The 26,639-nt window shown below is 64.4% G+C and carries 28 protein-coding genes; 15 read left to right on the plus strand and 13 right to left on the minus strand.

The genetic code is table 11. The features are described 5' to 3' along the window. The first annotated feature begins 189 nt into the window (after nucleotides 1–189). A complete protein-coding gene (locus C6V82_RS17305; RefSeq protein WP_102588892.1) occupies nucleotides 190–933 on the plus strand; it encodes a COG3650 family protein in 744 nt (247 codons plus the stop codon). Between the two features lie 137 nt (nucleotides 934–1,070). Further along, entirely contained in the window at nucleotides 1,071–1,679 is a 609-nt protein-coding gene (locus C6V82_RS17310) for an FMN-dependent NADH-azoreductase (RefSeq protein ID WP_102588893.1), read from the plus strand. 84 nt (nucleotides 1,680–1,763) lie between these two features. Here the strand turns inward: C6V82_RS17310 and C6V82_RS17315 are convergent, their stop codons facing one another. After that, nucleotides 1,764–2,831 (minus strand): metal-dependent hydrolase, encoded by a 1,068-nt coding sequence (locus C6V82_RS17315; protein ID WP_102588894.1) that lies wholly within the window; start codon nucleotides 2,829–2,831, stop codon nucleotides 1,764–1,766. Between the two features lie 3 nt (nucleotides 2,832–2,834). Then, a complete protein-coding gene (locus C6V82_RS17320) occupies nucleotides 2,835–3,383 on the minus strand; it encodes a DNA-3-methyladenine glycosylase I (RefSeq protein ID WP_102588895.1) in 549 nt (182 codons plus the stop codon). 124 nt (nucleotides 3,384–3,507) lie between these two features. Between C6V82_RS17320 and C6V82_RS17325 the strand changes: the two genes are divergently transcribed. Both C6V82_RS17325 and C6V82_RS17330 read left to right on the plus strand, forming a co-directional pair. After that, nucleotides 3,508–3,957, plus strand: a complete 450-nt coding sequence (locus tag C6V82_RS17325) for a DUF411 domain-containing protein (protein WP_102588896.1) — start codon at nucleotides 3,508–3,510, stop codon at nucleotides 3,955–3,957. A gap of 52 nt (nucleotides 3,958–4,009) precedes the next feature. Then, the gene (locus C6V82_RS17330; protein ID WP_102588897.1) at nucleotides 4,010–4,450 is read left to right on the plus strand and encodes a VOC family protein; all 441 of its coding nucleotides are present in this window, start codon (nucleotides 4,010–4,012) and stop codon (nucleotides 4,448–4,450) included. Nucleotides 4,451–4,454: 4 nt separating this feature from the next. On the opposite strand, the gene C6V82_RS17335 is transcribed toward C6V82_RS17330, so the two are convergent. Continuing rightward, nucleotides 4,455–4,859, minus strand: coding sequence for a DoxX family protein (locus C6V82_RS17335; RefSeq protein WP_102588898.1), 405 nt, complete (start codon nucleotides 4,857–4,859; stop codon nucleotides 4,455–4,457). Nucleotides 4,860–4,960: 101 nt separating this feature from the next. Here C6V82_RS17335 and C6V82_RS17340 point away from each other — a divergent pair, with 101 nt between their 5' ends. Next, complete coding sequence (locus C6V82_RS17340) at nucleotides 4,961–5,410, plus strand: META domain-containing protein (protein ID WP_102588899.1); 450 nt, start codon at nucleotides 4,961–4,963, stop codon at nucleotides 5,408–5,410. 77 nt (nucleotides 5,411–5,487) lie between these two features. Here C6V82_RS17340 and C6V82_RS17345 read toward each other — a convergent pair whose 3' ends face one another. The 4 genes from C6V82_RS17345 to C6V82_RS17360 form a co-directional block, all read right to left on the minus strand. Further along, the gene (locus C6V82_RS17345; protein WP_102588900.1) at nucleotides 5,488–8,334 is read right to left on the minus strand and encodes a valine--tRNA ligase; all 2,847 of its coding nucleotides are present in this window, start codon (nucleotides 8,332–8,334) and stop codon (nucleotides 5,488–5,490) included. A 305-nt stretch (nucleotides 8,335–8,639) separates the two neighbouring features. Continuing rightward, nucleotides 8,640–9,107: a DNA polymerase III subunit chi gene (locus tag C6V82_RS17350; RefSeq protein ID WP_102588901.1), complete on the minus strand. Its 468-nt coding sequence runs from the start codon at nucleotides 9,105–9,107 to the stop codon at nucleotides 8,640–8,642. A 203-nt stretch (nucleotides 9,108–9,310) separates the two neighbouring features. After that, nucleotides 9,311–10,411, minus strand: a complete 1,101-nt coding sequence (locus tag C6V82_RS17355) for a branched-chain amino acid aminotransferase (RefSeq protein ID WP_102588902.1) — start codon at nucleotides 10,409–10,411, stop codon at nucleotides 9,311–9,313. A gap of 142 nt (nucleotides 10,412–10,553) precedes the next feature. Further along, nucleotides 10,554–12,074 carry a leucyl aminopeptidase gene (locus C6V82_RS17360; protein WP_102588903.1) on the minus strand — a complete coding sequence of 507 codons (1,521 nt, stop codon included), beginning with the start codon at nucleotides 12,072–12,074 and terminating at the stop codon, nucleotides 10,554–10,556. Nucleotides 12,075–12,296: 222 nt separating this feature from the next. On the opposite strand from C6V82_RS17360, the gene lptF reads away from it, so the two are divergent. The 8 genes from lptF to C6V82_RS17400 all read left to right on the plus strand — a co-directional run bounded on the left by lptF (nucleotide 12,297) and on the right by C6V82_RS17400 (nucleotide 18,939). Continuing rightward, nucleotides 12,297–13,379, plus strand: a complete 1,083-nt coding sequence (gene lptF / locus C6V82_RS17365) for an LPS export ABC transporter permease LptF (protein ID WP_102588942.1) — start codon at nucleotides 12,297–12,299, stop codon at nucleotides 13,377–13,379. Beyond that, nucleotides 13,376–14,440 carry an LPS export ABC transporter permease LptG gene (lptG, locus tag C6V82_RS17370; protein ID WP_102588904.1) on the plus strand — a complete coding sequence of 355 codons (1,065 nt, stop codon included), beginning with the start codon at nucleotides 13,376–13,378 and terminating at the stop codon, nucleotides 14,438–14,440. Before lptF ends, lptG begins: the two co-directional genes overlap by 4 nt. 34 nt (nucleotides 14,441–14,474) lie before the next feature. Beyond that, nucleotides 14,475–14,963, plus strand: coding sequence for an RDD family protein (locus tag C6V82_RS17375; protein WP_102588905.1), 489 nt, complete (start codon nucleotides 14,475–14,477; stop codon nucleotides 14,961–14,963). Between the two features lie 114 nt (nucleotides 14,964–15,077). Then, nucleotides 15,078–15,284 (plus strand): (2Fe-2S)-binding protein, encoded by a 207-nt coding sequence (locus tag C6V82_RS17380; RefSeq protein ID WP_102588906.1) that lies wholly within the window; start codon nucleotides 15,078–15,080, stop codon nucleotides 15,282–15,284. A gap of 195 nt (nucleotides 15,285–15,479) precedes the next feature. After that, nucleotides 15,480–15,962: a bacterioferritin gene (gene bfr / locus C6V82_RS17385; RefSeq protein ID WP_102588907.1), complete on the plus strand. Its 483-nt coding sequence runs from the start codon at nucleotides 15,480–15,482 to the stop codon at nucleotides 15,960–15,962. A gap of 349 nt (nucleotides 15,963–16,311) precedes the next feature. Continuing rightward, entirely contained in the window at nucleotides 16,312–17,349 is a 1,038-nt protein-coding gene (locus C6V82_RS17390; protein ID WP_102588908.1) for an ABC transporter substrate-binding protein, read from the plus strand. 2 nt (nucleotides 17,350–17,351) lie between these two features. Beyond that, nucleotides 17,352–18,128: an ABC transporter ATP-binding protein gene (locus C6V82_RS17395; protein WP_102588909.1), complete on the plus strand. Its 777-nt coding sequence runs from the start codon at nucleotides 17,352–17,354 to the stop codon at nucleotides 18,126–18,128. A 43-nt stretch (nucleotides 18,129–18,171) separates the two neighbouring features. Continuing rightward, the gene (locus C6V82_RS17400; protein WP_102588910.1) at nucleotides 18,172–18,939 is read left to right on the plus strand and encodes an ABC transporter permease; all 768 of its coding nucleotides are present in this window, start codon (nucleotides 18,172–18,174) and stop codon (nucleotides 18,937–18,939) included. A 6-nt stretch (nucleotides 18,940–18,945) separates the two neighbouring features. On the opposite strand, the gene C6V82_RS17405 is transcribed toward C6V82_RS17400, so the two are convergent. From C6V82_RS17405 to C6V82_RS17415, 3 genes are read right to left on the minus strand one after another with little or no spacing between them, the layout of a single operon-like run. After that, complete coding sequence (locus C6V82_RS17405; protein WP_102588911.1) at nucleotides 18,946–19,170, minus strand: DUF1653 domain-containing protein; 225 nt, start codon at nucleotides 19,168–19,170, stop codon at nucleotides 18,946–18,948. Nucleotides 19,171–19,223: 53 nt separating this feature from the next. Beyond that, nucleotides 19,224–20,054 carry a tRNA cyclic N6-threonylcarbamoyladenosine(37) synthase TcdA gene (tcdA, locus tag C6V82_RS17410; RefSeq protein WP_102588912.1) on the minus strand — a complete coding sequence of 277 codons (831 nt, stop codon included), beginning with the start codon at nucleotides 20,052–20,054 and terminating at the stop codon, nucleotides 19,224–19,226. Continuing rightward, complete coding sequence (locus C6V82_RS17415; protein ID WP_102588913.1) at nucleotides 20,051–20,809, minus strand: pseudouridine synthase; 759 nt, start codon at nucleotides 20,807–20,809, stop codon at nucleotides 20,051–20,053. The genes tcdA and C6V82_RS17415 overlap by 4 nt, the downstream gene beginning before the upstream one ends. 426 nt (nucleotides 20,810–21,235) lie before the next feature. Here C6V82_RS17415 and C6V82_RS17420 point away from each other — a divergent pair, with 426 nt between their 5' ends. Together C6V82_RS17420 and C6V82_RS17425 are read left to right on the plus strand one after the other, a co-directional pair. Beyond that, nucleotides 21,236–22,201, plus strand: coding sequence for a TAXI family TRAP transporter solute-binding subunit (locus C6V82_RS17420; RefSeq protein WP_102588914.1), 966 nt, complete (start codon nucleotides 21,236–21,238; stop codon nucleotides 22,199–22,201). Between the two features lie 68 nt (nucleotides 22,202–22,269). Further along, nucleotides 22,270–24,072: a TRAP transporter permease gene (locus C6V82_RS17425; protein WP_102588915.1), complete on the plus strand. Its 1,803-nt coding sequence runs from the start codon at nucleotides 22,270–22,272 to the stop codon at nucleotides 24,070–24,072. Between the two features lie 20 nt (nucleotides 24,073–24,092). On the opposite strand, the gene C6V82_RS17430 is transcribed toward C6V82_RS17425, so the two are convergent. The 3 genes from C6V82_RS17430 to C6V82_RS17440 form a co-directional block, all read right to left on the minus strand. Beyond that, on the minus strand, nucleotides 24,093–24,650 hold the full coding sequence (locus C6V82_RS17430; protein ID WP_102588916.1) for a hypothetical protein: 558 nt from the start codon (nucleotides 24,648–24,650) through the stop codon (nucleotides 24,093–24,095). 250 nt (nucleotides 24,651–24,900) lie between these two features. Further along, nucleotides 24,901–25,377, minus strand: a complete 477-nt coding sequence (locus tag C6V82_RS17435) for a nucleoside deaminase (RefSeq protein ID WP_102588917.1) — start codon at nucleotides 25,375–25,377, stop codon at nucleotides 24,901–24,903. A 53-nt stretch (nucleotides 25,378–25,430) separates the two neighbouring features. Further along, complete coding sequence (locus C6V82_RS17440) at nucleotides 25,431–26,618, minus strand: glycosyltransferase (RefSeq protein ID WP_229843251.1); 1,188 nt, start codon at nucleotides 26,616–26,618, stop codon at nucleotides 25,431–25,433. Nucleotides 26,619–26,639: the final 21 nt, after the last annotated feature.

The raw sequence follows: 26,639 nt of genomic DNA on the forward strand, positions 1-26,639 counted from the left end.
GAGCTTCGGGGGCCTCCAGTGAATACTGGACGACATGGCGTTTGAACTCTAGCGTGAACTGACGTCGAATTTTAAAGCGCATAGCACCTTACCTTCGGTTGTCGGCAAAGTGTCTACAAAACCGGGGCACACCACATTGCGATCTACCAATTTCGATCTACTAATTTCGATCTACTACAAGGAACCGTCATGGATCGTTTGTCGCCACCTCCGTTGACCCTTGCTTGCGCACTGGTGCTGACGCTTGCCCTGGCGGGCTGCGTCAGCGCGCCGGGGCCCGCTCCCGAACCCATTACCCCCCGTGGTGGAGACGCTGGCGGAGATGCCCCGTTGATGCCCTCGGCATTCTTCGGTGGGGGAGGCGAGGCGTTCACCGCCTGGCACTGCACGCCCTCCCAGAACCTCGTCACAACGCAACTCGATGAAGAACTAAGGCTGTGGTCCGCCCACGGGGCCTGGCGTCTGACGCCCGCGGTGGTGGCCAGTGGCGCGCGTTACCAGCAAGGTGACATCAGCTTCTGGAACAAGGGGGATGAGGCGGTCGTCGAGAGCCCAAGCGGCCGGCTGGAGTGCCAGGCGCACATGCAGCGCACGGCGCTCACTCGTCGAAACCGGCCCGGCGTGATGTTCTTCGCGCGCGGCAATGAGCCGGGTTGGGCGGTCAGCCTTGCCAACGACGTGGCCGAACTCGACCTGACCCTGGATTACGGCAGCCGACAGCAGACGCTCCCTTACCGCGTGACCACCCTGGACAATGGCGAAGGCCGCATGATTCTGGCCAGTGGCCGGGGCGATACGCCGTTCGAGCTGCGCATCGAAGGGCGCGCCTGCTTCGATGACATGAGCGGCGAACCCTTTCCAGCACAGGTGACCCTGAGCATCGAGGGTGAACAGTATCGTGGATGTGGGCAGGGGATACCCGCCGCCCCTTGATGGCGGTCATTTCCGCACCTCAATTCGTTTTTATCGAACATGAGGTGCGGATTAATGCGCTTTTCTGTGCATAATCTACACGTATCATGTCAATCATCATCCCGCTAACGAACCTTTCATGGTTTCAGGAGATTGTCATGATGACCCGTGCACTGGTGTTGACCTCTTCCATCCTCGGCGAAAACGGCCAGTCCAAGGGCCTCGCCGAGCATTTCCTCAAGCGTGCCGCCAACCGCGACGACCTCTCCGTCACTACTCGTGACCTGGTCGCCAATGAGCTCCCGCACCTCAAGGCCGATGAGCTGGGTGCCTGGCAGGTGCCAGCCGACGAGCGTGATGCCGAGCAGCGTGCCCTGGCCGCGCGCTCCGATGAACTGCTGGCGGAGTTTCGCGACCACGATGTGATCGTGCTGGCGGTGCCGCTCTACAACCTCGGCATTCCGTCGCAGCTCAAGGCGTGGTTCGATCGTATCCTGCGGTCCGGCGAAACCTTCCGCTACACCGAGAATGGCCCGAAGGGGCTTGTCGAGGGCAAGCGGGCGGTGATTCTCGCCGCGCGCGGTGGCCAGTACGCCGGCACTGAACTCGACAGCCAGACCCCGCATCTCAAGACCATGCTCGGCCTGATGGGCATCACGGAAGTGGATACGGTGTTCGCCGAGGGGCTTGCGATGGGCGAGAGCCATCGTGAATCGACCCTTAAGGAAGCTCGCCAAGCCATCGACTCACTGGTCGAGCGCCTGTAATCCGCCGGATTCGGTGATTCACGAAAACGGGGTGGCCACAGGGCCACCCCGTTTTTTCGTGTGCGTGCAATCAACCAGGGGGTATCAACACTGGCTGGGCCGGCTGATCAACCACTGGCGGGGCACGAAATCGCTGGTGCAGAGCAAGGGAGTGGGGGCGAGGATGCGCTTGCCAAGCCGCGCAAGGGCCTCGCGATTGCCACGTGATGGCCCCTCGAGTTGCTGGGTGACCATGAGTGGTTGCCACTCATCGGCCTCCCGGGTGGCAAGGGTGAAGCTGAAGGGGTAGAAGCCGGGGAAACCAAGCCGCAGGTCGGTGGCCACCAGGGTCTCCTGGCCGTCGATGGACGCGGACTCGTAGCGCAGGAAGGGCCCGGCGAACCAGTCGAGCCGCTGGCCTTTCTCGCTCTGCAGGGCCACGGCTTCCCGTTCGGCGCCGCGCGAGAAGGTTTCCAGTTGCGGGGTGCTGTCGCCATCGAAGACCCCGACGAGGGTTTCGTGCTGATCCACGCCGTCGACCACGGTGACCCGCCACAGCAGGGTGTTGAACGGCGTGGGTTGCACCAGGCGAGGCGCCTCGGCCAGCCCCTGGGCTGCCAGCACCGGTTCGATACGATGCTCCACCAGCAGTTTGGCGCCGAAGGCGAAGACCAGGTAGGCGGTCGCCAGCGCCAGGCCGGCGCGTGGCGCGCGTAGGCCATTCCCCGTGGCCATTGCCACGCCGATACCGACCAGCAGGGGTAGGGTATAGAGTGGATCGATGATGAACACGATAGGATAGGCCGCAGGCCGGACGTCCAGTGGCCACCAGATCTGGGTGCCGTAGGTGGTCAGGGCATCGAGCAGCGGGTGGGTCATCAGGATCAGCCCACAGAACAACCACCAGCGCGAGAGCGGGATATCGCGTGCCGGGGCGAAGCGCCTGGCCAGCAGGGCAAGCAGCGTGGCAAGTCCTGTCAGCACGAACAGCGAATGGCTGAAGCCCCGGTGTTCGGTGACATTGGCGATGGCATCGCCGTAATCGAGGATCACGTCCAAGTCGGGCAGGGTGCCGAGGGCGGCACCGATCAATACGGCCTTGCGGCCGAGCCGGCGGCCAAGCACGGCGCCGCCTATCGCTCCGCCCAGTGCGGCCTGGGTAATCGAATCCATGCGTCAAGCTTCCTGGTGGGTGGTGGCCCAGGCCGGGCCAGCGGCGAGAATCCGTGCCTGCACCGGGCAGTCGTCGCGATGGGCGCCGGGCAAATACCCGGTGCTCATCAGGAATTCATTGACGATCTCGGGGCCTGTGAAGCGGAAGGTGCGCTTGAACAGCCGCACCCAGTCGGCGTGGGGAAGCGGATGGTGATGGTCGAGCCAGGCCTTGAAACTGCCATGCTCGGCCTGCAGGGTTCGCACCACGCTGGCGTTGTGGATCACCGCATCGACCTTGAGACGATTGCGGATGATCCCGGCGTCATCGAGCAGCCGGGCGCGGTCGGCGTCGCCGAAGCGGGCGACCCGGTCGATGTCGAAGCCGGCGAAGGCATTGTGGAAGGCCTCGCGCTTCTTCAAGACGGTCAGCCACGAAAGCCCGGCCTGGTTGATCTCCAGCACCAGGCGCTCGAACAGTATGGTGTCATCCGCTACCGGGAAGCCGTACTCGTGATCATGGTAGGGGCCATGAAACGGATGCTCGGGTGCCAGGTCACAGTAATGGCTCATCAATGCCTCACAGGCTTGGCAAGGCCGCGGCCATTGCCGAAAATGTCCATGAATCGAAGCGCTAACCTTACCCCCGGGTGGCCGCCAGTTGAAGCGGACAGACCCGATGACGCGAGGTAATCAGATGAAACGTACCCTTCGCCCACTGGCGAGTACAGTGCTGTTGGTGGCCATGGCGTCATCCGCCTGGGCCAAGGACCCGGTGGTCACGGTCTACAAGGATCCCAACTGCGGCTGTTGCTCGGCCTGGGCAGAGCATCTTGAAGACTCAGGCTTCGAGGTGCGCCAACATGACACCCGCGACATGCGTGCCGTGAAGATCGAGCATGGTGTCTCGCCGGAGCTGTCGTCCTGCCATACCGCCGTGGTCGACGGGTATGTGATCGAGGGCCATGTACCGGCGGATGACATCCATCGACTGCTGGACGAAAAAAGTGAGCTTGCAGGCTTGGCGGTACCCGGAATGCCCCACGGCTCACCGGGGATGGAAACCGGTCGTGTCGATGACTATGCCGTTCTAGGCTGGCACCATGACGACCGAACACCCGACATCTTCAGTGAATACACCCACTGAGCCTTGCCCGACCCCCTAAACGGGGCCCCAACCGTCACACAAGGAATCCGCTATGCAGTATCTGCACACCATGGTTCGCGTCAGTGATCTCGACGCCTCGCTGCACTTCTACTGCGACCTGCTGGGCCTCAAGGAAGTGCGTCGCAAGGAGAACGAGAAGGGCCGCTTCACCCTGGTGTTCCTGGCCGCGCCGGAGGATGAAGGCCGCAGCGCCGAGCTCAAGGCACCGGAACTCGAGCTGACCTACAACTGGGACCCCGAGGAATACGCCGGCGGTCGCAACTTCGGCCATCTGGCTTACCGGGTCGACGACATCTATGCGTTGTGCGAGAGGCTTCAGGCCGGTGGCGTGACCATCAATCGACCTCCGCGTGATGGGCACATGGCCTTCGTCAGAAGCCCCGACAACATCTCCGTCGAACTGCTGCAGAAGGGCGATGCCCTGGAGCCCAAGGAGCCCTGGGTTAGTATGGAGAACACCGGCACCTGGTAAACCCTTAATCCGGGCGGTAGGCCATGCGGCCGCTGCCCATCAACATGATGGCCAGCGCCCCGAACAGGAACAGGCCTTGAAGCTCCAGCGCCCAGCCGCCATTGCCGTTCAACGCCATGAGCTCGCCGCGATGGGCCAGGAAGATCGCCATCAGCATGTTCACCGCCATGATCAGGCCCGCCAACCGTGTCTGCAGGCCGATGATGGCCATCAGCGGCGCAACGATCTCGCCGAGCAGCACGCCGTAGGCGAGAAAGCTCGGCAGCCCCTGGCCCTCCAGGGTATTGCCGATCCAGGTCAGGCTGCCGGGGTTGGTCAGCTTGGCGATGCCGTGCAGCAGCATCAGGCCGCCCACCGAGAGGCGCAGGACCAGCTTGCCGAGGGCGTCGTTGTGCAGGGCGTGAAGCATGCGGCGTTCCTTGAAGATCGGCGTTTCATTGTCTCCCGGAGGTGGCTGGTGCAAGCTTGCAGGCGTGGCCGCCGCTCTCCGGTTCCCTCAAGGAAGATACCATGAAGATCAATTCGTTAGGCAAGTCTCTCGCGGTTCTGCTCGGTGTGCTGGCGCTGGCTGCCTGCGGTAGCCGCGATACCGCACCGCCCGCCACCCAGACAAGCGATCTGGAAGGCCCGGTGGTGGAACAGCGCTGGAACCTGTTGCTGGTGGGCACCGACGAGCGGCTGTCGATGCCCGAACGCGCCTGGTTTCGCATTAGCAGCGACGGCAAGGTCAGCGGCAGCGATGGCTGCAATCCGTTGATGGGCCAGGCCAGCCTCGGGGAGAGCCAGCGCATCGAATTCAACGAGCTGGCCACCGGCCGGCGCGCCTGCCCACAGGCCGAGGATGCCCAGCGTATCCGCACCATGCTGGAGACCGCCTACCGCTACCTGATCGACCATGACAGGCTGGTGTTCTTCGGCCCCGACCAGCGTGTGCTGGGTGGCTGGCGCAAAGCCAACTGACTCCCGGTAACCCTTACACACCACACGAACACGGCCCGCATTGGCGGGCCGTGTTCGTTTGACGCAGATCGCGGTGCTTACAGCGCGGCGATCTTGTCGCGCTGTTCCAGCAGCAACTGGCGAGCGGCCTGGAACTCCTTGAGCTTGCCGCGCTCCTTCTCGACCACCGCCTCCGGCGCCTTGGCGACGAAGCTCTCGTTGCCGAGTTTCTTCTCGATGCCGCCGATCAGCTTGTCCTGCTTGTCGATTTCCTTGGCCAGGCGCGCCAGCTCGGCATCCTTGTCGATCAGGTCGGCCATCGGCACCAGCACTTCCATGTCGCCGACCAGTTGCGTGGCCGAGAGCGGTGCCGCGGACGGGTCGTCGAGCCAGGTGATGCTCTCGAGCTTGGCCAGCTTGGCGAGAAACGGCCGGTTTGAATCCAGCCGCTCGCGGTCGGCGTCACTGCCCTTGGTCAGCAGCACGTCCAGCGGCTTGCCGGGGGCGATATTCATCTCGGCGCGAATGTTGCGCACGGCGATGATCACGCCCTTGAGCCACTCGATGTCGTGAATCGCCTGCTCGTCGACCTTGCCCGGCTCCGCGACCGGCCATGCCTGGGCCATGATCGAATCGCCCTCACCCGAGGCGGTGCCGGCCAGCGGGGCGACACGCTGCCAGATCTCCTCGGAGATGTACGGCATCATCGGGTGGGCCAGGCGCAGGATCGCTTCCAGCACGCGCAGCAGGGTGCGGCGGGTGCCGCGCTGGGATTCGGGCGTGGCGGCGTCGTCCCAGAGTACCGGCTTGGAGAGCTCCAGATACCAGTCGCAGTACTCGTTCCACACGAACTCGTAAAGCGCCTGGGAGGCGTGGTCGAAGCGGAACTCCTCCAGGGCGCGGGTCACCTGCGCCTCGGTCTGCTGCAGCCGCGAGATAATCCAGCGGTCGGCCAGGGAGAGCTCGACCTCGCCACCATCGGTGCCGCAATCCTGGCCCTCGGCGTTCATCAGCACATAGCGCGAGGCGTTCCACAGCTTGTTGCAGAAGTTGCGGTAGCCGTCCAGCCGCCCCATGTCGAACTTGATGTCGCGACCGGTCGTGGCCTGGGAGAGGAAGGTGAAACGCAGCGCGTCGGTGCCGTGGGGCTCGACGCCCTCCGGGAATTCGGCGCGGGTGGCCTTGGCGATTGCCTTGGCCTTCTGCGGCTGCATCATGTTGCCGGTGCGTTTCTCGACCAGGTCGTCGAGGGAGATGCCGTCGATCAGGTCGATGGGGTCGAGCACGTTGCCCTTGGACTTGGACATCTTCTGGCCCTGGCCGTCGCGTACCAGGCCGTGGACATAGACGGTCTTGAAGGGCACTTCATCGGTGAACTTGAGGGTCAGCATGATCATCCGCGCGACCCAGAAGAAGATGATGTCGAAGCCGGTGACCAAGACGCTTGAGGGGTGGAAGGTCGCAAGCTCCGGGGTCTGCTCGGGCCAGCCAAGCGTGCCGAAGGTCCACAGCCCCGAGCTGAACCAGGTGTCGAGCACATCGTCGTCCTGGGTCAGGGTGACGTCTGCGGCCAGGCCGTGCTTGTCGCGGGCCTCGGCTTCGGTGCGGGCGACGTAGACATTGCCCTCGGCGTCGTACCAGGCGGGGATGCGGTGACCCCACCACAGCTGGCGCGAGATGCACCAGTCCTGCAGGTCGCACATCCAGGCGAAGTACATGTTCTCGTAGTTCTTCGGTACGAACTGGATGTCACCGTTCTCCACCGCCTCGATGGCCGGCTTGGCGAGGCTTTCCACGGCCACGAACCATTGATCGGTGAGCAGCGGCTCGATGACATCACCGGAGCGGTCGCCGTAGGGCAGGGTGTTATTGACCGTCTCGATCTGCTCGAGCAGGCCCTGGGCCTCCATGTCGGCGACGATGCGCTGGCGTGCTTCGAAGCGATCGAGTCCGGCGTAGGCCTCGGGCAGGGTCGGGTCGATGTCGGGCAGCGGCCGGCCCTGGATATCGAAGGCCTCGGCGCGCGGAAGGATCGCGGCATCCTGGCTGAACACGTTGATCAGCGGCAGCGACTGGCGCCGCCCGACTTCGTAGTCGTTGAAGTCGTGGGCCGGGGTGATCTTCACGCAGCCCGAGCCCTTTTCCATGTCGGCGTGTTCGTCGGCGACGATGGGGATGCGGCGGCCGACCAGCGGCAGGGTGATGAACTTGCCGATCAGCGAGGCGTAGCGCGGATCTTCCGGGTTGACGGCGACGCCGGTATCGCCGAGCAGGGTCTCGGGGCGGGTGGTGGCGACCACAAGGTGGTCGAGGCCCGCATCGGTGGTCACGCCATCGGCCAGCGGGTAGCGGAAGTGCCAGAAGCTACCCTGCTGGTCGCGGTTCTCCACTTCGAGATCGGAGATCGCGGTGTGCAGGGTCGGGTCCCAGTTGACCAACCGCTTGCCACGGTAGATCAGGTCCTCTTCATAGAGACGCACGAAGGTTTCCTGAACCGCCTTGTAGAAGCCGTCGTCCATGGTGAAACGCTCGCGCGACCAGTCGACGCTGGCGCCCATGCGGCGCAGCTGGCGGGTGATATGGCCACCGGATTCGTGCTTCCACTCCCAGACCTTGTCGATGAACGCTTCGCGGCCCAGATCATGGCGGGTCTTGCCTTCCTCGGCGGCGACCTTGCGCTCGACCAGCATCTGGGTGGCGATGCCGGCGTGGTCGGTGCCCACCTGCCACAGGGTGTTGTTGCCCCGCATGCGCCGCCAGCGGATCAGCGTGTCCATGATGGTGTCCTGGAACGCGTGACCCATGTGCAGGCTGCCGGTGACATTGGGCGGCGGAATCATGATCGAGAAGGGGTCGCCACTGCCCGACGGGGCGAAGCGGCCATCGGCTTCCCAGCGCTGGTACCAGCGGGATTCGATCTGCTCGGGTTGGTAGGTCTTGTCCATGGGGCGTTCCGGGTCCAGAAATGGTCGCCAGCGGTTAGGTGCCGGCGGCAGGATGTCGTCGGGGAGCGTTCGAGAATGTGTTCGAATCAGCGTCCGAAAAATGGCCCCGATTATAGCGCGATGAGACGCAAGACGTCAGCCAGGCAGGTGGGCCAGGCTGAATATGCTATACACGGGGCGCCGGGGACAGGCCGTAGCGGAGGTCATTTGCCAGGGATGGCAAATGTAGCGCCCAGGGAAGGGTTTACAGCGCCTCCGCGAAGGCCTGTCGACGGATCGCCCCGGTCCACCACCTCCAGAAGGGCTTAGCCTTCGCTATCCTGACCGCGCAGCTGGTGCGCCTTGACCGGATAGCCGCGTTGCTTGTAGGTCTGCCAGCACTCGCGCTTGGCGACCAGCACGTCCTGGTGCTGGTTGATGATCTCGGCGACCCGTTCGAAGCGCGAGAACCATTCGGGAATGCCCGGCGAGAGGTTGAGCAGCGCCTGGACGGGCTGCTCGGGCGGCGGCGGGCCCTGCCAGCCGATGGTCACCGGCACGTCGCTTGCCGAGGTGTCGTCGCGCGGCTCGCTCTCCATCAGCACGTGTGGCACGTAGGCATCCGGGCGGAACGTCCAGAGTACCTCGTCGAGCTCCCGGGCCATGGCCTCGTCCTCGGCATGCAGGTGCAGGCGGTAGCCCTTGCGCTGGATGGTTTCGGCCAGGCGGCAGGCGAAGGCGAGGCGTGCCTGTAGCGTGGTGTCGGGAAGCACGTAGAAATCGACCTGGGTCATCGCGAACTCACCAAAAGTCGTGCTGCTATGTTGTCGGGATACGAAGCCCCCGCCGACAGGTCTACGCGAGGGCGCTGTGAACCCATCCCTGGGCGCTACTTTTTCCTTCCCTGGAAAAAGACCCTCGCTGCGACCTGTCGCCGGGATGCACAAGCCAAGCGGTGAAACGCTGCCAAGCCCGCTCGGTCAGACGCTCGGCAGACTTATACCAACCGGGTCAGCCAGCCGTGAGTGTCTTCCGCACGGCCGTACTGCAGGTCGAGCAGCTTGGTGCGCAGGCGCTTGGCGATGGGGTTGCCATCGCCGCCGGTCAGGCGGATGCGTTCGTTCTCGGTGACCAGTTCGCCCACTGGAGTGATCACCGCGGCGGTGCCGCAGGCAAACACTTCGGTGATCTCGCCGGAGGCGGCACCTTCGCGCCACTCGTCGATGCTGATCGGCCGCTCCTCCGGGGTCAGGCCCTCGTCGCGGGCCAGGGTCAGCACCGAATCGCGGGTCACGCCCTCGAGGATGGTGTCGGTGAGGCGCGGGGTGACCACGCGGCCGTCGCGGTAGACGAAGAACAGGTTCATGCCGCCCAGTTCTTCGATCCACGTGTTCTCGACGGCATCCAAAAAGGCCACCTGGCTACAGTCGTGGGCACTGGCTTCCTTCTGTGCGGCAAGCGAGGCGGCATAGTTGCCACCGCACTTGGCAAAGCCCGTGCCGCCGGGGGCGGCGCGCTTGTAGTGGGTGGAGAGCCAGATCGAAACCGGCGCGATCCCGCCCTTGAAGTAGGCGGCGGCCGGCGAGGCGATGACGTAGTAGTCAACCTCCTGGGACGGTCGCACACCAAGGAAGGCTTCACTGGCGATCATGAAGGGACGCAGGTAGAGGCTGCATTCGTCGGCGGCACTGGCGGGGGTGGGCACCCAGGCGTGGTCCTGGGCCAGCAGCGCCTTGAGCGAGCCGATGAAGTCCTCGTCGGAGAGTTCAGGCAGCGCCAGGCGGCGCGCACTGCGACGGAACCGCTCGGCATTCTTCTCCGGACGGAAGGTCCAGATCGAGCCATCGGCATGGCGGTAGGCCTTGATGCCTTCGAAGATCTCCTGGCCGTAGTGCAGCACGGCGGCGGCCGGGTCGAGGGTCAGCGGGCCGTAGGGGCGCACCTCGTGGCCGTGCCAGCCGGTGTCCAGAGTCCAGCGCACATGCGCCATGTGGTCGGTGAAATAGCTGCCGAAGCCGGGGTTGGCGAGGATCCCGTCACGCAGGGTGTCGGCCTTGGGGTTGGCATTGGGCAACAGGTCGAAGCTAGCTGTGGGCACGGCAATGGGTCTCCGTTACCCCTGGGGCGGCGCTGGCGTGCTCCAGGGTGATACTGGAACAGCGGGCCGGCGTTGACCGGCCCGCTGCGTGGAATCGTTGTCATGTCACATGAGAAAGTCGCGGCGTGAAAAAGGCAACCCCTCATTCACTGTCGATTTCCACCTCGGCATCCACCTCGCGATCCAGCAGGTACTGGCTGAGCAGTCCCACCGGGCGGCCGCTGGCGCCTTTCTGCTTGCCGGAGCTCCAGGCGGTACCGGCGATATCCAGGTGCGCCCAGGGGAAAGTGTCGGCGAAGCGTGACAGGAAGCAGGCCGCCGTGATGGTGCCGGCCGGGCGCCCGCCGATGTTGGCGAGATCGGCAAAGTTGGACTCCAGCTGCTCCTGGTACTCGTCCCACAACGGCAGGTGCCAGGCGCGGTCCCAGGCGGTTTCGCCGGCGTCGAGCAGGTCGAGTGCCAGGTCGTCGTCATTGGAGAGCAGGCCAGTGGCGTGGTGCCCGAGCGCGATGATCGCGGCCCCGGTGAGGGTGGCGATATCCACGACGCTTGCCGGCTTGAAGCGCTCGGCGTAGGTCAGCGCATCGCACAGCACCAGGCGACCCTCGGCGTCGGTGTTGAGGACCTCCACCGTCAGGCCCTTGAGCGTCTTGATGATGTCACCCGGCTTGGTGGCGCGGCCATCGGGCATGTTCTCGGCGGCGGCCACGATGAACACCAGATTCAGGCGTGGCTTGATGGCAAGCATTGCCTTCACGGTGCCAAAGACGCTCGCCGCGCCGCACATGTCGAACTTCATCTCGTCCATGGCCTCGCCGGGCTTCAGCGAGATGCCGCCGGTATCGAAGGTGATGCCCTTGCCGACCAGCACATGAGGTGCTTCATCGGGATTCTCGGCGCCCTGGTACTTCATCACGATCAGTCGCGAGGGTTGGTCGCTGCCGCGTCCCACCGAGAGCAGGCTGTGGGCACCCAGCGCCTCTAGCGCTTCCTCATCGAGGATCTCCACTGCCAGCGCGCCATTGGATGCCTCGCCCAGCGCTTCCGCCTGCTCGGCAAGGTAACTCGGGGTGCAGACGTTGCCCGGCAGGTTGCCAAGCGTGCGGGTGTAGGCCACTCCTTCGCCGATGGCGTCGCCGATACGCGCCCCGGCACGCGCCGCATCGGCATTGCCGCCTTCGCTGACCAGCAGGGCGACCTGGGAAAGCCTCGGCCTGGGGGCCTTTTCCGACTTGAACTCGTCGAAGCGATAGACGGCACGATGGGCGGCTTCGGCCACCATGCGGGCCTTCCAGTCGCACTGGCGGTCAGGCACAGGCACATCGGTGAAGGCCACAGCGACATCGTCGGCGGGAAGTGCCGCGATGGCCGAGAAGGCGGCATCCAGCGCCTTGCGAAAGGCGGCTTCCCGGCACGTCTCGCGCTTGCCAAGGCCCACCAGCAGCAGCCGTTCGGCGCCCAGCCCCGGGGCGAAGGGAATCATCTGCACGCTGCCCAGCTTGGCATCGAAATCGCCGCGCTCGATCAGCTGGCCGATCAGCCGCTCACTGGCGTCATCGAGGCGTTCGGCGGTCGGCAACAGGTCACCATCCTCGAACACCGGGATCACGAGGCAGGGTGTCTCGACCTTGGCGGGATTACCCGTCTGAACTGGGAATTCCATGGTGTCTCCACTAGACAAGCAAGTAAGGTAAGGGACGATATGGGTGCGAGGAACACGCCGTGCAACCCCTTGGCATCCAGGGTTACCGAATGCTGCGCCAGCCAACGCATCAAGTGCCGCATGCAGGGGTTACAACCCCCGGGGGATTCTGGATAATGCCGGCACGTTGCCTTGTCGCTCCAGTGTACCGAAGGCATGGCCCCATTGCATGGCAGACGCCGCATGATCATCTTTCGATATCTGACCCGCGAGATCCTGTTGACCATGGCGGCCGTTGCCGGCGTGCTGTTGCTGGTGATCATGGGCAGCCGGTTCATCCGCTACTTCGGCAATGCGGCCGAAGGCGAGATTCCGGTCACCATCCTCGGCACGCTGATGCTCCATCATCTGCCGGGCTTTCTCGAGCTGATCCTGCCACTGGCGTTCTTTCTCGGCATCCTGCTGGCCTATGGGCAGCTCTACCTGAACAGCGAAATCACCGTGCTGGTGGCGTGCGGCACCAGCCCCAACCGGCTGTTGCAGGTGAGCATGGTGCCGGCCACGCTGGTCGCGGTGCTGGTGGCGCTGTGCAGCCTGTGGTTGACCCCCGCCGGTGCGCTGCAGACCGAGGTGATGCTCGAGGAGCAGCGCAGCCAGCTGGATTTCTCGGCACTGGCCCCGGGCCGCTTCCAGGATTTCGGCAGTGGCCGCACCGCCTACACCGAGGGCATGAACGATGACCAGAGCCGCATGCAGGGGGTGTTCATCAGCGAGCGCCAACGCCGTGGCGATGGCACCCCCGAGAGTGTGGTGACCCGTGCAGAGAGCGGCTACCAGACTGTCGATCCCGATACCGGCAGTCGCTTCCTGGTGCTGGCCGATGGCCAGCGCTACAGCGTCGAGCCCGGACGCCATCAGGCCGAACGGCTGATCTTCGATACCTATGCGGTCAGGCTCTCCCAGGCTGCCCAGGGGGATGACCTCGATTCCCCCGAATACGCCACCACCGCTGCACTGCTGATGGACGATTCTTCTGCGGCTCAGGCTCAATTGCAGTGGCGGCTGGGGATGCCGTTGATGGTGTTCATCCTGACCTTGATGGCGATGCCGCTGTCACGCGTCAATCCGCGCCAGGGGCGCTTCGCCAAGTTGCTGCCGGCCATGTTCCTGCATATTGCCTACCTCAGCCTGCTGCTGGCCGCACTGGATGCCATCGGGCGTGGCAGCCTGCCGGCGATCATTGGCATGTGGCCGATCCATGCCGCGTTTCTGGCACTAGGGGTGATGATGACGCTGCAGGCCCAGCGCAGGGGGATAGGTGGATGATCGCCGATCGTTTCGACCGTTACCTGGCGCGCAACGTGCTCGGCGCCATCCTCGTCGTCCAGGTGGTGCTGCTGGGGCTTGACCTGGTGATCACCTACATCAACGACCTTGGCGACGTGGAAGGGGAGTACGGCGCCTTCCAGGTACTGCTTTACTTGATCATGCGGCTGCCCTGGCGCTTCTATCAGTACTCGCCGGTGGGCGTGCTGATCGGCGCGCTGATCGGGCTTGGCAGCATGGCATCCAGCAACGAGCTGACGGTGATGCGGGCGGCTGGACGCTCGCTGGCGCGTATCCTGTGGGGTGCGATGAAACCGATCATCCTGGTGGTCGCGGTGGTGCTGTTGATCGCCGAGTTCGTCAGCCCCCGCACCGAGCAGTTCGCCAGTGCCTGGCGGCTCGAGCGCATTCAGGGCACGGGCGCGGTGGTGACCCAGCAGGGTGGCTGGCAGCGTGAGGACGACAGCATCTATCGCTTCGGCGCCATCCGTGCCGACGACACTGTGCTGGATCTGACCCGCTACCGCTTCGATGACCGCACCCTTCGCGAAGCGATGAGCGCCGAGCGTGCCGTATGGCGGGACAGCGGCTGGCAACTCGAGAATGTCGCGATCACCCGGATCGAGGAAGAGCGAACCGAGACCGAGCACCATGCGACGCACGTATGGGACACCAGCCTGACCCCAGCCCAGCTCGATCGCCTGCTGCGTGATGTGGAGAGCCAGGCGCCCAGTGAGCTCTGGGCCTATGCCGGTTATCTGCGCGACCAGGGGCAGCAGGCCACCGAGCCGCTGCTGCACTTCTGGCAGAAGATGCTGATGCCGCTGACCATGGGGTCACTGGTGCTGGTGGCGGCCTCCTTCGTGTTCGGCCCGCTGCGTAGCGTGGCCGCGGGGACTCGGGTCTTCTACGGCGTGATCACCGGGCTTTCGTTCAAGTACCTGCAGGATCTTCTGGCACCCGCCTCCATGGTGTTCGGCTTCTCGCCGGCCTGGGCGGTGCTGGCGCCCACGTTTATCTGCGCGGTGGTAGGGTTCTACCTCTTGCGGCGCACCGGTTAGCATCGCACGTTTCAGTGTGACAACAGGACGTTTCATGCAACGACGCTTCGGTAATCTCGATGATGTATGGCCGGCGGGCCTGGCCCGCCGAGTTGGTGCCATGATCTACGACGCCTTCCTGGTGGTGGCGATCTGGATCCTGTTTACCGGGCTGCATCTGTTGTTCGTGCGCCATGTGCTTGGCATTCCCGCCGAACAGGTGGCGGTGGGTGCCGCCCAGGTGCTGTCGCTGCGTCTGTTGCTGTTTGTCGCGGCGTTTACCTTCTTCGCCTTTTTCTGGACCCGCGGTGGCATGACCCTGGGCATGCAGGCCTGGCGGCTGCGCGTGCAGACTATCGATGGCTACACCATCACCCTGATGCAAAGCCTGATCCGCTACCTGGTGGCCTGGTTATCGGTGGCGGCCTTCGGGCTCGGCTATTTATGGATCCTGTTCGACAGCGAGCGGCGCAGCTGGCCGGATATCGTCTCCGGCACGCGGGTGGTGGTACTTCCCAAGCCGCGCAAGAACTCGCCGCGATGAAGGCTGCCCAATAAGGATAATCGTCTCATCGAGGGCGTTGTCAGTATTGGGGGTTGCAATAGCCTATGCGAATCATTTACATTTGCTCCTGCAATCAGCAGCGAGGTGATGTTCATGTACGTATGTCTCTGCAAGGGAGTCTCCGATCACCGGATTCGTCAATCCGTCGAGGAGGGCGCCCGTAGCTGGCGCGACGTGCAGCGTGAGACGGGGTGCGGCACTCAGTGCGGCAAGTGTGCGTGCCTGGGCAAGAGCATCACCCGCGAAGCGGTCAAGAGCGAATTGCTGATGAACTCGGAAGATCTCGCCTACGCCGTTTGAACTTTTCGCATGACTTTTCCGGCGGCCCTTCAATGAGCACGTGCCCCGAACGCCAATCACTCTCGTTTTTGTTATCAACTTTCTGATTTAATTGATTTTTTGCCGTAGTCGCCTAGACTGTCCAACAGGCAGTTGGCACGCCCGTGCGCGTCATGCCATGCTGAATGATCCCCCACGAGAGCGACAGGTGAAGTCATGAAAGGCGACAGCAAGGTCATCGAACATCTCAACAAGGCCCTCGGCAATGAGCTGGTGGCCATCAATCAGTATTTCCTGCACGCTAAGATGTACAAGGACTGGGGTCTCAAGGTGCTGGCGAAGTGGGAGTACGACGAGTCCATCGAGGAGATGCAGCACGCCGACAAGCTGATCGAGCGTATCCTGTTCCTCGAAGGGGTCCCCAATCTTCAGGATCTTGGCAAGCTGCACATTGGCGAGAACGTACGCGAAATGCTCGAGAGCGACCTCAAGATCGAGCATGAGGGTCGCAACGACTATATCGCCGCCATCACCTACTGCGAGCAGGTCAAGGACTACGTGACCCGCGACCTGTTCCGCGACATCCTCGCCGATGAAGAAGACCATATCGATCATATCGAGACCGAGCTTGGTCTGATCGACAAGGTCGGCATCGAGAACTACATGCTCAAGCAGATGCAGGAAGCCGGCGAGCAGTAACCCCGTCTGTCGCCTGGGATCGTCCAACAGGATGACCTCCTGCACGAGAAGAGAACCGGACCGACGCCCCAGGGCGTCGGTCCTGCGTTGGTGGCCCAGTCGTTGCTCCCCACATGTATCCCGCCAGGATGATCTACGCTGGTGCAAGTGAACGCCCTGTCAGTACCCGCCTGCACCCCTGTGGTGAAGAGCGGCCGGCACCCGGCGGCCGCGATGCGCCACCGTATGGAGGGTCGAGGCCCAGCCGGATGGCCGGGCCCGGCGAGTTGGCAGGAATGCTGCATCAGCAAGAAGAGCTTCATTAGCACAAAGAGAACAACATCTTCTAGCATCCGCGAGGGGTAACATCATGAGCCGTCATCTTCTGCATTCCGCGGGCGTTCTTGTCGCCCTGGCGTTGGCCGGCACCAGTGCGGCCCAGGCCAATGACACCGCCATCCGCTTCCAGCTCGACTGGCGCTTCGAGGGGCCTTCCGCGCCTTTCCTGATGGCTGTCGAACGCGGTTACTTCGCGGACGAGGGGCTGGATGTGCAGATCGACTCCGGCAGCGGCTCGGCGGGCGCCATCAATCGCGTGGCCTCCGGTGCCTATGAGATGGGCTTCGGCGATCTCAACGCACTGGTGGAATTTCTCGCCGAGAACCCCGATGCGCCGGGTATCCAAGGGGTTTACGTAGTTTACGATGGCACGCCGGCGGCGGTCTTCGCGCGCAAGGATCGCGACATCGAGACGCCTGCCGATCTCGAAGGCAAGGCACTTGCGGCGCCGGCCTTTGACACCGGCTATCGGGCCTGGGGCATCTTCGCCGCCGCCAACGATCTCGCGGCCGATTCGGTGGAGTGGCAGAACGTCGACCCGACCCTGCGCGAGACGCTGCTGGTGCGTGGCGACGTCGATGCCATCACCGGTTTCTACTTCACCAGTCTGCTCAATCTCGAAGGACGCGGCATGGGAGAGGAAGACCTCACCATCCTGCCGTTCTCAGACTACGGTGTGCCGCTCTATGGCAATGCGATCATCGCAAGCGAAGCCTTTGCCGAGGAGAACCCGGAGGCCGTGGAAGGCTTTCTGCGCGCCTTCAACCGTGCTCTGGAAGAGACCCTGGCCGATCCGGATGGCGCCATCGACTACGTGCGAAACCGTGATGAGTTGATCGACGTGGAGATGGAGACCCGTCGCCTGAAACTTGCCATCGAGAGCGTGATCGATACCGAAGACGCGCGAGCCAACGGTGTGGGTGCGGTGGATGAAGAGCGCCTGGCCAACGCCATCCAACTGGTCGCCGATGCCTACGAGCTGCCCTCGGTGCCGACTACCGACCAGGTGTTCAACGCCGCCTTCCTGCCGCCCAAGGAGCAGCGCATGATCTTCCCCGAGGGGCCGTGAGCATGGCGTTCGTCGATTTCGACCGGGTCAGCCTGGCCTACGACGACAGCGGCAATGCCATCGAGGACATCACCCTTAAGATCGAGGAGGGTGAGTTCGTGGCCTTCGTTGGCCCCTCCGGCTGCGGCAAGTCGACCTTCATGAAGCTCTGCACCGGGTTGCACGGCCCCACTGGCGGCCAGGTGCGGGTGGACGACGAGCCGGTGGGCGGGCCGCTGAAGATCTCCGGCATGGCGTTCCAGAACGCCAATCTGCTGCCCTGGCGCACCACGCTCGACAACGTGCTGCTGCCGCTGGAGATCGTCAAGCCGTACCGCCACGAGTTTCGCCGGCGCCGCGAGGAGTTCGTCGGCTGGGCGCGCGACCTGTTGCGGACCGTGGGGCTCGAGGGTTACGAGGACCAGTATCCCTGGCAGCTCTCGGGGGGGATGCAGCAGCGCGCCTCGATCTGTCGGGCATTGATTCATCGCCCGCGCCTGTTGATGCTCGATGAGCCGTTCGCTGCGCTGGACGCCTTCACCCGCGAGGAGCTGTGGTGCGTGCTGCGCGACCTCTGGGAAGCCCAGCGCTTCACCGTGGTGCTGGTGACCCATGATCTGCGTGAGGCGGCCTTCCTGGCCGACACCGTCTACGTGATGAGCCGCCGCCCTGGGCGCATCATCGAGCGTCGGCAGATCGACCTGCCACGCCCGCGGGAGCTCGCTACCACCTACGAGGCGCCGTTCATCGAGCTGGTGCAGGCACTGCGTGCCCAGATCGGCGAGATCAGAAGCGCGTGAGGCGCCACGCACGCTACGCGGCCCCGGGCCGCCGGGAGGCACAATGACCAACAAGGAAAAATGGCGCGAGCGCCTGGCGCCGTGGGTGGCGGTGGTGGTACTGGTGCTGATCTGGGAGGCGGCGGTGCGGCTGTTCGACGTGCCGTCGTTCATCTTCCCCAGCGCCTCGGCCACCGCCCAGGCCCTGGTGACCTTCGCCGGCCCCATCGGCATGCACTCCTGGCAGACCTTGTGGACCACCATGGCGGGCTTCGCGCTTGGCGTGGTGGTGGGGTTGGGGCTGGGCTTCATCATCGGCTCGTCGCGCTTTCTCTACCACGCCTGCTACCCGCTGCTGGTCGGCTTCAATGCGATCCCCAAGGTCGCCTTCGTGCCGATCCTGGTGGTGTGGTTCGGCATCGGCTCGGTGCCGGCGATCCTCACTGCCTTCCTGATCTGCTTCTTTCCCATCGTGGTCAACGTGGCCACCGGCCTTGCGACCCTGGAGCCGGAACTGGAGGACGTGCTGCGGGTGCTCGGCGCGCGGCGGATGGACGTGCTGCTCAAGGTGGGGCTGCCGCGCTCGTTGCCGTACTTCTTCGCCTCGCTGAAGGTCGCCATCACCCTGGCCTTCGTCGGCACCGTGGTCTCGGAAACGGTGGCCTCCAACCAGGGAATCGGTTACCTGATGATGAGCGCCGGTTCGCAGATGCGCATGTCGCTGGTGTTCGCCGGGCTGATCGTGATCAGCGCCATGGCGATGGTGATGTATGAGCTGTTCGCGTTGCTGGAGAAGAGAATGACGGCCTGGGCGCACCGAGGCCAGAGGTAGGGCGCGTTAGAACGCCTTTTCCAGCGCGAAGCGCGCGACCGGCTCGCCAAGTACCTCGACGCGTTCGGTGAACATCTCCAGTGGTCTCACCCACAGGCCGAACTCGCCGTAAAGCGCCCGGTAGACCACCAGTGGCTCCTCGGTCTCGCTATGCTGGGCAACGCCCAGCACCTCGTAGCGGTTACCCTTGTAGTGGCGGTAGATACCCGGCACGGGAAGCGATGCTGTCATGGTGGGCTCCTTGGGGGACAGGGTGAGTCGTGAGAGGTGAATCGTGAGCCGTGTCAGGCGTTGCCCGGAGATGATTTGGCAGCTTGCCTGGCCAACCGGGCCATCACCCTTGCGGCCGCGACGAAGCCGAAGCTGCCGGTGACGAAGGTCGCCGCGCCAAAGCCAGAGGCGCAGTCCAGGCGTGTCGGTTCGCCCTGTCCCGGTTTCTGAAAGCACACCTCGCTGTCACTGCCGGGATAGACCAGTTGCTCGTCCGAGTACACGCACTCCACCGAGAAGCGCCGCTTGGGGTTGCGCGAGAAGCCGAAATCACGCCGCAGCCGCGAGCGAACCTTGGCCAGCAGCGGGTCGTGTTCGGTGCGCGATAGATCCGCAACCTTGATGCGCGTGGGGTCGGTCTGGCCGCCGGCGGCCCCGGTCACGGTGATCGGCAGCTTGCGGCGCTTGCACCAGTGGATCAGCGCGGCCTTGGCCACCACGCTGTCGATGGCGTCGACCAGGTGGTCGGCATCCTCGGGAATGCGCTGGGCAAGGTTGGTCGGGGTGACGAAGGCGGTATCCGCGATCACCTCGATGCCCGGCTGGATTGCCCGGCAGCGCTCGGCCAGTACCTCCACCTTGGGTCGTCCCACGGTGCCGTCCAGGGCATGCAACTGCCGGTTGACGTTGGACACGCAGACATCGTCCAGGTCGATCAGGGTGAGCTTGCCGATGCCGGAGCGTGCCAGCGCTTCGACCGTCCAGCTGCCCACTCCTCCGACGCCAACCACGACCACATGGGCGTGGCGGAAGTGCTCGAAGGCACGCGCGCCATACAGCCGGCGAATGCCACCGAAGCGCAACGCGTGGTCGTCCTGAGTTGGTGGGTAGCGGGTATCTGTCATGATCGTGCGAGCTCCATTGACCTTGCCGAGTCGACCGGCAGATGTCCGGCCCAGCCGAAGCGGTTGAATAGCGCTGTCATGGTGGTGTCCAGCGCGCAGTCGAGCTCGAGCCTGCTTTCCTCCATCGGGTGGTCGAAGGCCAGTGACACCGCCGCCAGCAACAACCTGGGTGCCTCGAGGCGTTCGGCGAAGAAGCGGTTGTGGTTGCCCTTGCCGTGCTTGGCATCGCCGATGATCGGGTAGCCGCGGCTGGCCAGGTGGCGGCGGATCTGGTGACGGCGCCCGGTCAGGGGCCGCGCCTCCATCAGCGAATAGCGGCTGCGTGGATAGCGATCCACCTGCACGGGCAGCTCCACGCTGTCCAGCCGTGACACGTCGGTGATGGCCTCCATGGCCGGCATCTCGGCCTTGTGGCGGCTGCCATCCTCTTCGCGCAGCGGGGTGTCGAGCCGTTCGCCCTCGGGGCCCACGCCACGCACCACCGCCAGGTAACGCTTCGTGACGCGGCGCTGGGTGAAGGTGTCGGTCAGCTTGGCCGCGACCGCCGAGTTCAACGCGAACACCATCACCCCGGAGGTGGGGCGGTCGAGGCGGTGAACGGGGTAGACACGCTGGCCCAACTGATCGCGCAGTCGCTGCAGCAGGAACTGGTGCTCACCCCGCGCCAGGGCGGTGCGATGCACCAGCAGGCCCGCCGGCTTGTGCACGGCGACCAGGTGGTCATCGCGATGGAGAATGCGCAGTGAATCCGACATGCCTCTCGGCCTATCCAGAAGGGCGGACATTGTCGCCGCCGGAGGCGCGCTTGTCATCCCGCCGCACGATGCATGACCGGGCGGAGCTCCCCCGGAGGCTCGTTCGTTGCGGCGGGATTGCCGGCAGGGCTATTGAAGTTAGCAATTTCACTCGGTGCTGAACCGTCGACAGGCCTGCGAGGAGGCGCTGTAAACCCCTCCCTGGGCGCTACTTTTGCCATCCATGGCAAAAGACCTCCTCTTCGACCTGTCCCCGGCGTCCCTCGTTATGTGCAACTGCGATTGCCCTAGGATTGCCCGGGCGCCGCTTGTGTCGGCCTTGACTAGATGGTCTATTACCGAGGTGTCCGATGATGCCGGGCACTCGTCATAGCCAATAACGAAGTCAGGCGCACCAGCGCCGGATGCGCCACAAGGGAGATTTTCATGCGCCATTTCTCACGCACGCTGCTGGCATCGGCCACCGCAGTCCTGCTGGCCGGTACCGCCTTGCAGGCCCAGGCCGAGACCCGTGTCACTTACAAATCCGCTTCCGCCGGCACCGCCTACTATCAGATGGGCGTCGAGCTGTCAGAGGCGATTCGTCAGGGCACCGACGATGCCATCATCCTGACCCTGGAGGAGAGTCAGGGATCGGTCCAGAACGTCATGGAAGTGATGGCAAGGCAGGGCAACTATGTCTTCACCACGCCGCCGGGGCTGATCGATCTGGCCCATGCCGGGGAAGGCCCGTTCGCCGAGCGCCAGAGTCCGCGCTTCGAGGAGATTCGCGGGCTGTTTCCGATTCCCGCCATCACCATGCACTTCGTGGCCGAAGGGGATGAGGGCGTGATCGCCATGCAGGATCTCGCCGACAAGCACATCCTCATCGGGCGTGGCTCGTTCGGCGCCCGCGAAGCCGAGCGCTATCTGGAAATGTTCGACCTGCTCGACAAGGTGGAGGTCGCCGATGCCTCGATCGGCAGTGGCCCCGACGCCCTCAAGAATGGCCAGGTCGATGCCTTCGTCACGGCGAGCTCCTACCCCACGCCGAATGTGATCGAAACCGCCGCCAGCATGCCGATCAGCCTGGTGTCGCTGACCGATGACGAGATCGAGCAGACCGGTGCCGCGCGCCAGACCATTCCCGCCGGTACCTACTCGGGCGTCGAGCAGGACGTGGAGACCACCTCGCTCCCCGTGATTGCCTACACCACCTCGGCCATGGATGACGAGACGGCCTATACGCTGACCAAGACCTTCTGGGAGCGCCGCGAGGCCATGGCCGAGGAGTCTCCGTGGTGGGGCAGCATCAACCACGACATGATCGGCAACATCGCCGGCTCCCTGCATCCCGGCGCACTGCGCTACTACGACGAGGCCGGGATCGAGATCCCCGACGAGTTGCGCTGAACGAACCGCTCCGCACCGCCACGGCGACTCGCCGTGGCGGCACCCCTTTCCTCTGATGACCGACCGACATGCCCAACTCCCTCTCATCGCTCACCGCCTCGGCAAGCGGTGACTCCGCTCGTTTCGCGCCCGGATGGGTCGCCCTGGGTGCCGCCACCATCCTCTTTCACCTCGGGTTGATCTTCTATGGGCTGACGCCGGCACTGGTCAGCCGGCCCATGCACATGGCGCTAGCGCTGCCGTGGGTGTTGATCTTCATGGCGACCACGCCCTGGCAGCGTGCCAGTGGCTGGGTGCTGACGGTGTTCGGCATTGCCGCCTGCGCCTACATCGCGCTCAACGAACGGGCACTCGCCAACCAGTACGGCTTCATCGATACCCATCTGCAGATGGCCATCGGCATCTTCCTGATCGGCCTGGCACTGGAAGCGGCACGCCGCGCGATCGGCTGGCCATTGCCGCTGGTGGCGCTGGGGGCGCTGGCCTACGGCGTCTTGGGCCAGCATATTCCCGGTGCCTTTGGTCACCCCGGGCTGCCCATGCAGAGCCTGGTCGGCACCCTGACGATTGCTGAAGGCGGGCTGTGGGGATCGCTGACGGGGGTCAGCGTGGGCGTGGTGGCGATCTTCGTGATCTTCGGGGCGGTGCTCAATGCCGGAGAGGCCGGGCAGGGTTTCATGAACCTGGCCAGTGCCATGGCGGGTCGGCTGACCGGTGGTGGCGCCAAGGTATCGGTGATCTCCTCGGCGCTGATGGGCTCGATCTCCGGTTCGGCCTCGGCCAATGTGGCTTCCACCGGTGCCATCACCATCCCTTCCATGGTGCGGTTGGGCTATCCCCGCTCCCTGGCGGGCGCGGTCGAGGCGGTGGCCTCGTCGGGCGGGCAGATCATGCCACCGCTGATGGGCGCCGGTGCCTTCGTGATGGTCGAACTGACCGGCACCCCTTACACCGAGATCATGGCCGCGGCGATGCTGCCGGCACTGCTCTATTTCGCCACCGTGTGGGTGGGCATCAACGCCTATGCCACGCGTCATGACCTGAAGCCGATGCCCGAGAGCGATCGGCCCACTCCGCGGGAGGTGCTGGTCACGTCGCTGTTCTTCGCCGTGCCCTTCGTGATTCTGCTCGAACGCATCTTCAATGGCGGAGTGACACCGCAATATGCCGCCAGCATCGCGATATTCGCCGGCGCCGCCCTGCTGCTGTTCGATGTTCGGCTGCACTTCTCGCTGGGCGGCTTTTTCCGGCGGATGGCCGATGCGGCGATGACCGCCGGGCGCCAGGTGGCCGTGATCGGCTCGATCATCATCTGTGCGTCGCTGGTGATTGGCGTGCTGTCGATGACCGGGTTAGGGGTGAAGATCACCTCCGGTATTCTGTCGCTTTCCGGCGAGATGCTGTGGCCGGCGCTGCTGCTCACCGCGCTTGCCTGCCTGATTCTCGGCATGGAAGTGCCCACCACGGCCGCCTACGTGATCTGCGTCTCGGTGGCCGGGCCCGCGCTGATCTCCCTGGGCCTCGAGCCCCTGATGGCGCACCTGTTCGTGTTCTGGTTCGCGCTGCTGTCGACCATCACCCCACCGGTCTGCGGCGGGGTATTCATCGCCGCCGGCATGGTCGGCGAGAACTGGTTGAAGGTGGCACTCAAGGCGATGGCGTTGGGCATCGGGCTGTATATCATCCCGCTGGCGATGATCGCCAACCCCGACATCATCCGCCTGGCCTTCGATCCGTTGGCGGCGGCGTTCGATACCGTGAAGATCGCCGTGGGGCTGACCGCCATCTCGTTCGGGGTGATTGCGCGGCGTGCCTGGTGGTTGCGCGCCTTGCTGGTGGTGGCGGGGGGACTGGTGATCTTCGCCTTCTAGGTGAAGTGGAACCGGTGATATCAGCGGGGAGCCGGTGCGCACAGCACCAGGTCGCCTGGCAGCTTCTCGCGACCGAACAGCACCCAGGTATCCAGCGCCGGGCCCAGGTCCTGCACCAGGCGCAGGCATTCGGGGTGCTGGTCGAGCGCCTCCCTTGCGCATATCCCGGCCTCCAACCGCCCGCTGAGCAGCCCTTCGGCCACGCTGACGGTGGTGGGCTCTTCGATCAGTTCAGGGTAGGCGGAGAGATCGGCATAGTGTCGGGTGGCCGGTTGCAGCCCCAGGCGCCTGGGGCTCGCGATCTCCGTGCGGGCGAGAATCGCCAGTGGCTTGCTGGGGGCGATGAAGGCATCGACGGGAAAGGCGCGGTGCATGGTGCGACTGACCCATTCGCCATGGCTCGGGTGCGCCGAGCACTGGAGCAGGTAATCGACGTCACCGGCCAGCAGTGCCGGGAAGGCCTCATCGAAGCTCGCAAACAACCGAGGTGTCGCCGAGCTCAGCTCACGGGTGGCGATATAGCGGTCAAGCACCAGCACGTGGTTGCTGCCGGCGGGGCCGAGGGTGGCGATGCGCATGGTTGCCTCCAGTCAGTTAAGCCCTAGGCTTTGTCCGAAAACTGGCTGCGCTAGGCCATACGGCGTTAAAAATTGACTCAAAGTACTCATTTACACCCCGTAAACTCCGTCTTTTCGCCAATTTTTGCCTTGTCTGACCTTCGCTCGCCGACTTTTCAGACGAAGCCTAATGTGCCACCCATCGCGCCGCAGGAGTATTCGGCTGTCGGCGGCAATGGCCGCTTGCGTTGCCATTTGCGTCTCGCCTGGATCAGCCTCCATGCAGCCTCAGGTGCAGGGCTTTCACCTCTGCGTCGAGCCCGGGTACCGGGCCATCCACCTCAAGCCCCGGCACGACCTGCTGGATCGGTAGGGTGGCAACCGGTGGTGGTGCGATATCCAGTTCCGCCAACCACTCACCCAGTTGTGCCGATGAGCTGACATAGACGATCCGTCCGAGTCCGACCCAGCCATGGGCGGCTGCACACATCGGGCAGTGTTCGCCAGAGGTGTAGACGGTACAGCGCGTGCGCTGTGCGGGTGTTAGATGCGTTGCCGCCCAGCGTGCCAGGGCAAACTCGGGGTGCCGGGTGGCATCGCCTCCGGCAATACGATTGCGATCCTCTGCCAATATCCGGCCATGTTCATCCACCAGCAGCGAACCGAACGGTTCGTCGCCGGCTTCCAGTGCTTCCTGGGCCAGCGCGACACAGCGCTCGAGGTACTGCCGTTCGTCGTCGTGGATCATCGTCTTCTCCTGGGCTTGCCGACATCGATCCGCCAAGCCTATCAGAGTGTCGCTCAACCACGGGAAGCAAGCGTCGCTGTGTGATGAGCGAGCCGCGTCACCTCGCGGTAGAGCGAAAGCAGGTCGGCCGCCTTGTGATCCTCATGCCACCCTTCCGCGTAACGTGTGGCGCGTTCGGCGAGCACAGTGCGCAACGAGGGGTCATCGAGTAGGCGGATGACGGTGTCGGCGAAGGCATCCGGCGCGTCCTCGGCGATCAGGCAGCCTTGGCCGTCCACCAGCACATCTCGGGTGCCCATCACCGCCGTTGCGACCACCGGCGTGCCTAGTGCCAGTGCCTCCAGCAGCACCAGCCCCTGGGTCTCGGTTCGCGAGGCGAACACGAACGCATCGGCGGCCCGGTAGGCTGCCTGCAGCGGGCCATCACGTCCCAGGTAGCCAAGGAACAGCACCGCGTGTTCCACATCGGCGCCACGCGCGCGGCGCGCCAGGTCAGCCTGAGCGGGCCCTTCGCCGGTGATGATCAGCCGTGTGGTGGGGTGGCGGGCCAATACCCTCGGCAGCAGGTCGATCAAGAACCCGATGTTCTTTTCATGGGCGGTGCGGCCGACGAACAGCAGCAGCCGGGCATTGGTGGGCAGCCCGTAGCGAGAACGGAAATCGCTGTCGTCCTGAGGATGGCGAAAACGCTCCAGGGCAATTCCGGTGCCGATCACCGACACAGGCGTCGTGACCCCATAACGTGTCAGGGCCTCTTGCATGGCCCGGGAGGGTGCCACCAGTGCCGCGATCTGGCCGCATTGGCGCACGGAAACGCGCCGGGCGAACCAGCGCAGCCAGCGGCGTGGTAGCCAGCGCACGTAATGGTGCAGGTACTCCTCGAACAGGGTGTGGTAGGTCGCCACCACCGGAACGCCAAGCCGCTTCCCCAACGTGATGCCCGCGTAATGGGCCACGAAAGGCGTGTGCACATGAATCAGGTCGAACCCCTCGGCCGCAAGCGCCGGTGCCAGGGCCAGCACCTCCCGGAATCGCATCATGCGATCCTCGGGGTCGCCCCACACGCCACGCGAGGGAATCCTCAGGATATCGGGTTCGTCGACCTGGCCGACCGGGTAGTCCGGGCAGACCAGTGTCACCGTATGCCCCAGGCGATGAAGCGCTTCCCTGAAGCTTGCGATGGAGGTCGACACGCCGTTGATGCGTGGGAAGAACACGTCCGAGATCATCACGATATTCATGTCGCCACCCCCTGACGGTTG

Origin of the sequence: Halomonas urumqiensis, assembly GCF_003028575.1 — a bacterium.
Classification (GTDB): Bacteria; Pseudomonadota; Gammaproteobacteria; order Pseudomonadales; family Halomonadaceae; genus Halomonas; species Halomonas urumqiensis.

Excerpts from the sequence above, each read along its gene's own strand:
- bfr (WP_102588907.1), top strand. The coding sequence starts at position 15,480 with ATGAAAGGCGACAGCAAGGTCATCGAACATCTCAACAAGGCCCTCGGC.
- C6V82_RS17335 (WP_102588898.1), bottom strand. The coding sequence starts at position 4,859 with ATGCTTCACGCCCTGCACAACGACGCCCTCGGCAAGCTGGTCCTGCGC.
- C6V82_RS17420 (WP_102588914.1), top strand. The coding sequence starts at position 21,236 with ATGCGCCATTTCTCACGCACGCTGCTGGCATCGGCCACCGCAGTCCTG.
- C6V82_RS17375 (WP_102588905.1), top strand. The coding sequence starts at position 14,475 with ATGCAACGACGCTTCGGTAATCTCGATGATGTATGGCCGGCGGGCCTG.
- C6V82_RS17350 (WP_102588901.1), bottom strand. The coding sequence starts at position 9,107 with ATGACCCAGGTCGATTTCTACGTGCTTCCCGACACCACGCTACAGGCA.
- C6V82_RS17405 (WP_102588911.1), bottom strand. The coding sequence starts at position 19,170 with ATGACAGCATCGCTTCCCGTGCCGGGTATCTACCGCCACTACAAGGGT.
- C6V82_RS17325 (WP_102588896.1), top strand. The coding sequence starts at position 3,508 with ATGAAACGTACCCTTCGCCCACTGGCGAGTACAGTGCTGTTGGTGGCC.
- C6V82_RS17320 (WP_102588895.1), bottom strand. The coding sequence starts at position 3,383 with ATGAGCCATTACTGTGACCTGGCACCCGAGCATCCGTTTCATGGCCCC.
- C6V82_RS17310 (WP_102588893.1), top strand. The coding sequence starts at position 1,071 with ATGATGACCCGTGCACTGGTGTTGACCTCTTCCATCCTCGGCGAAAAC.
- C6V82_RS17390 (WP_102588908.1), top strand. The coding sequence starts at position 16,312 with ATGAGCCGTCATCTTCTGCATTCCGCGGGCGTTCTTGTCGCCCTGGCG.
- C6V82_RS17395 (WP_102588909.1), top strand. The coding sequence starts at position 17,352 with ATGGCGTTCGTCGATTTCGACCGGGTCAGCCTGGCCTACGACGACAGC.
- C6V82_RS17305 (WP_102588892.1), top strand. The coding sequence starts at position 190 with ATGGATCGTTTGTCGCCACCTCCGTTGACCCTTGCTTGCGCACTGGTG.
- C6V82_RS17360 (WP_102588903.1), bottom strand. The coding sequence starts at position 12,074 with ATGGAATTCCCAGTTCAGACGGGTAATCCCGCCAAGGTCGAGACACCC.
- C6V82_RS17415 (WP_102588913.1), bottom strand. The coding sequence starts at position 20,809 with ATGTCGGATTCACTGCGCATTCTCCATCGCGATGACCACCTGGTCGCC.
- C6V82_RS17330 (WP_102588897.1), top strand. The coding sequence starts at position 4,010 with ATGCAGTATCTGCACACCATGGTTCGCGTCAGTGATCTCGACGCCTCG.
- C6V82_RS17425 (WP_102588915.1), top strand. The coding sequence starts at position 22,270 with ATGCCCAACTCCCTCTCATCGCTCACCGCCTCGGCAAGCGGTGACTCC.
- C6V82_RS17315 (WP_102588894.1), bottom strand. The coding sequence starts at position 2,831 with ATGGATTCGATTACCCAGGCCGCACTGGGCGGAGCGATAGGCGGCGCC.
- C6V82_RS17380 (WP_102588906.1), top strand. The coding sequence starts at position 15,078 with ATGTACGTATGTCTCTGCAAGGGAGTCTCCGATCACCGGATTCGTCAA.
- lptG (WP_102588904.1), top strand. The coding sequence starts at position 13,376 with ATGATCGCCGATCGTTTCGACCGTTACCTGGCGCGCAACGTGCTCGGC.
- C6V82_RS17345 (WP_102588900.1), bottom strand. The coding sequence starts at position 8,334 with ATGGACAAGACCTACCAACCCGAGCAGATCGAATCCCGCTGGTACCAG.
- C6V82_RS17340 (WP_102588899.1), top strand. The coding sequence starts at position 4,961 with ATGAAGATCAATTCGTTAGGCAAGTCTCTCGCGGTTCTGCTCGGTGTG.
- C6V82_RS17430 (WP_102588916.1), bottom strand. The coding sequence starts at position 24,650 with ATGCGCATCGCCACCCTCGGCCCCGCCGGCAGCAACCACGTGCTGGTG.
- tcdA (WP_102588912.1), bottom strand. The coding sequence starts at position 20,054 with ATGACAGATACCCGCTACCCACCAACTCAGGACGACCACGCGTTGCGC.
- C6V82_RS17440 (WP_229843251.1), bottom strand. The coding sequence starts at position 26,618 with ATGAATATCGTGATGATCTCGGACGTGTTCTTCCCACGCATCAACGGC.
- C6V82_RS17435 (WP_102588917.1), bottom strand. The coding sequence starts at position 25,377 with ATGATCCACGACGACGAACGGCAGTACCTCGAGCGCTGTGTCGCGCTG.
- C6V82_RS17400 (WP_102588910.1), top strand. The coding sequence starts at position 18,172 with ATGACCAACAAGGAAAAATGGCGCGAGCGCCTGGCGCCGTGGGTGGCG.
- lptF (WP_102588942.1), top strand. The coding sequence starts at position 12,297 with ATGATCATCTTTCGATATCTGACCCGCGAGATCCTGTTGACCATGGCG.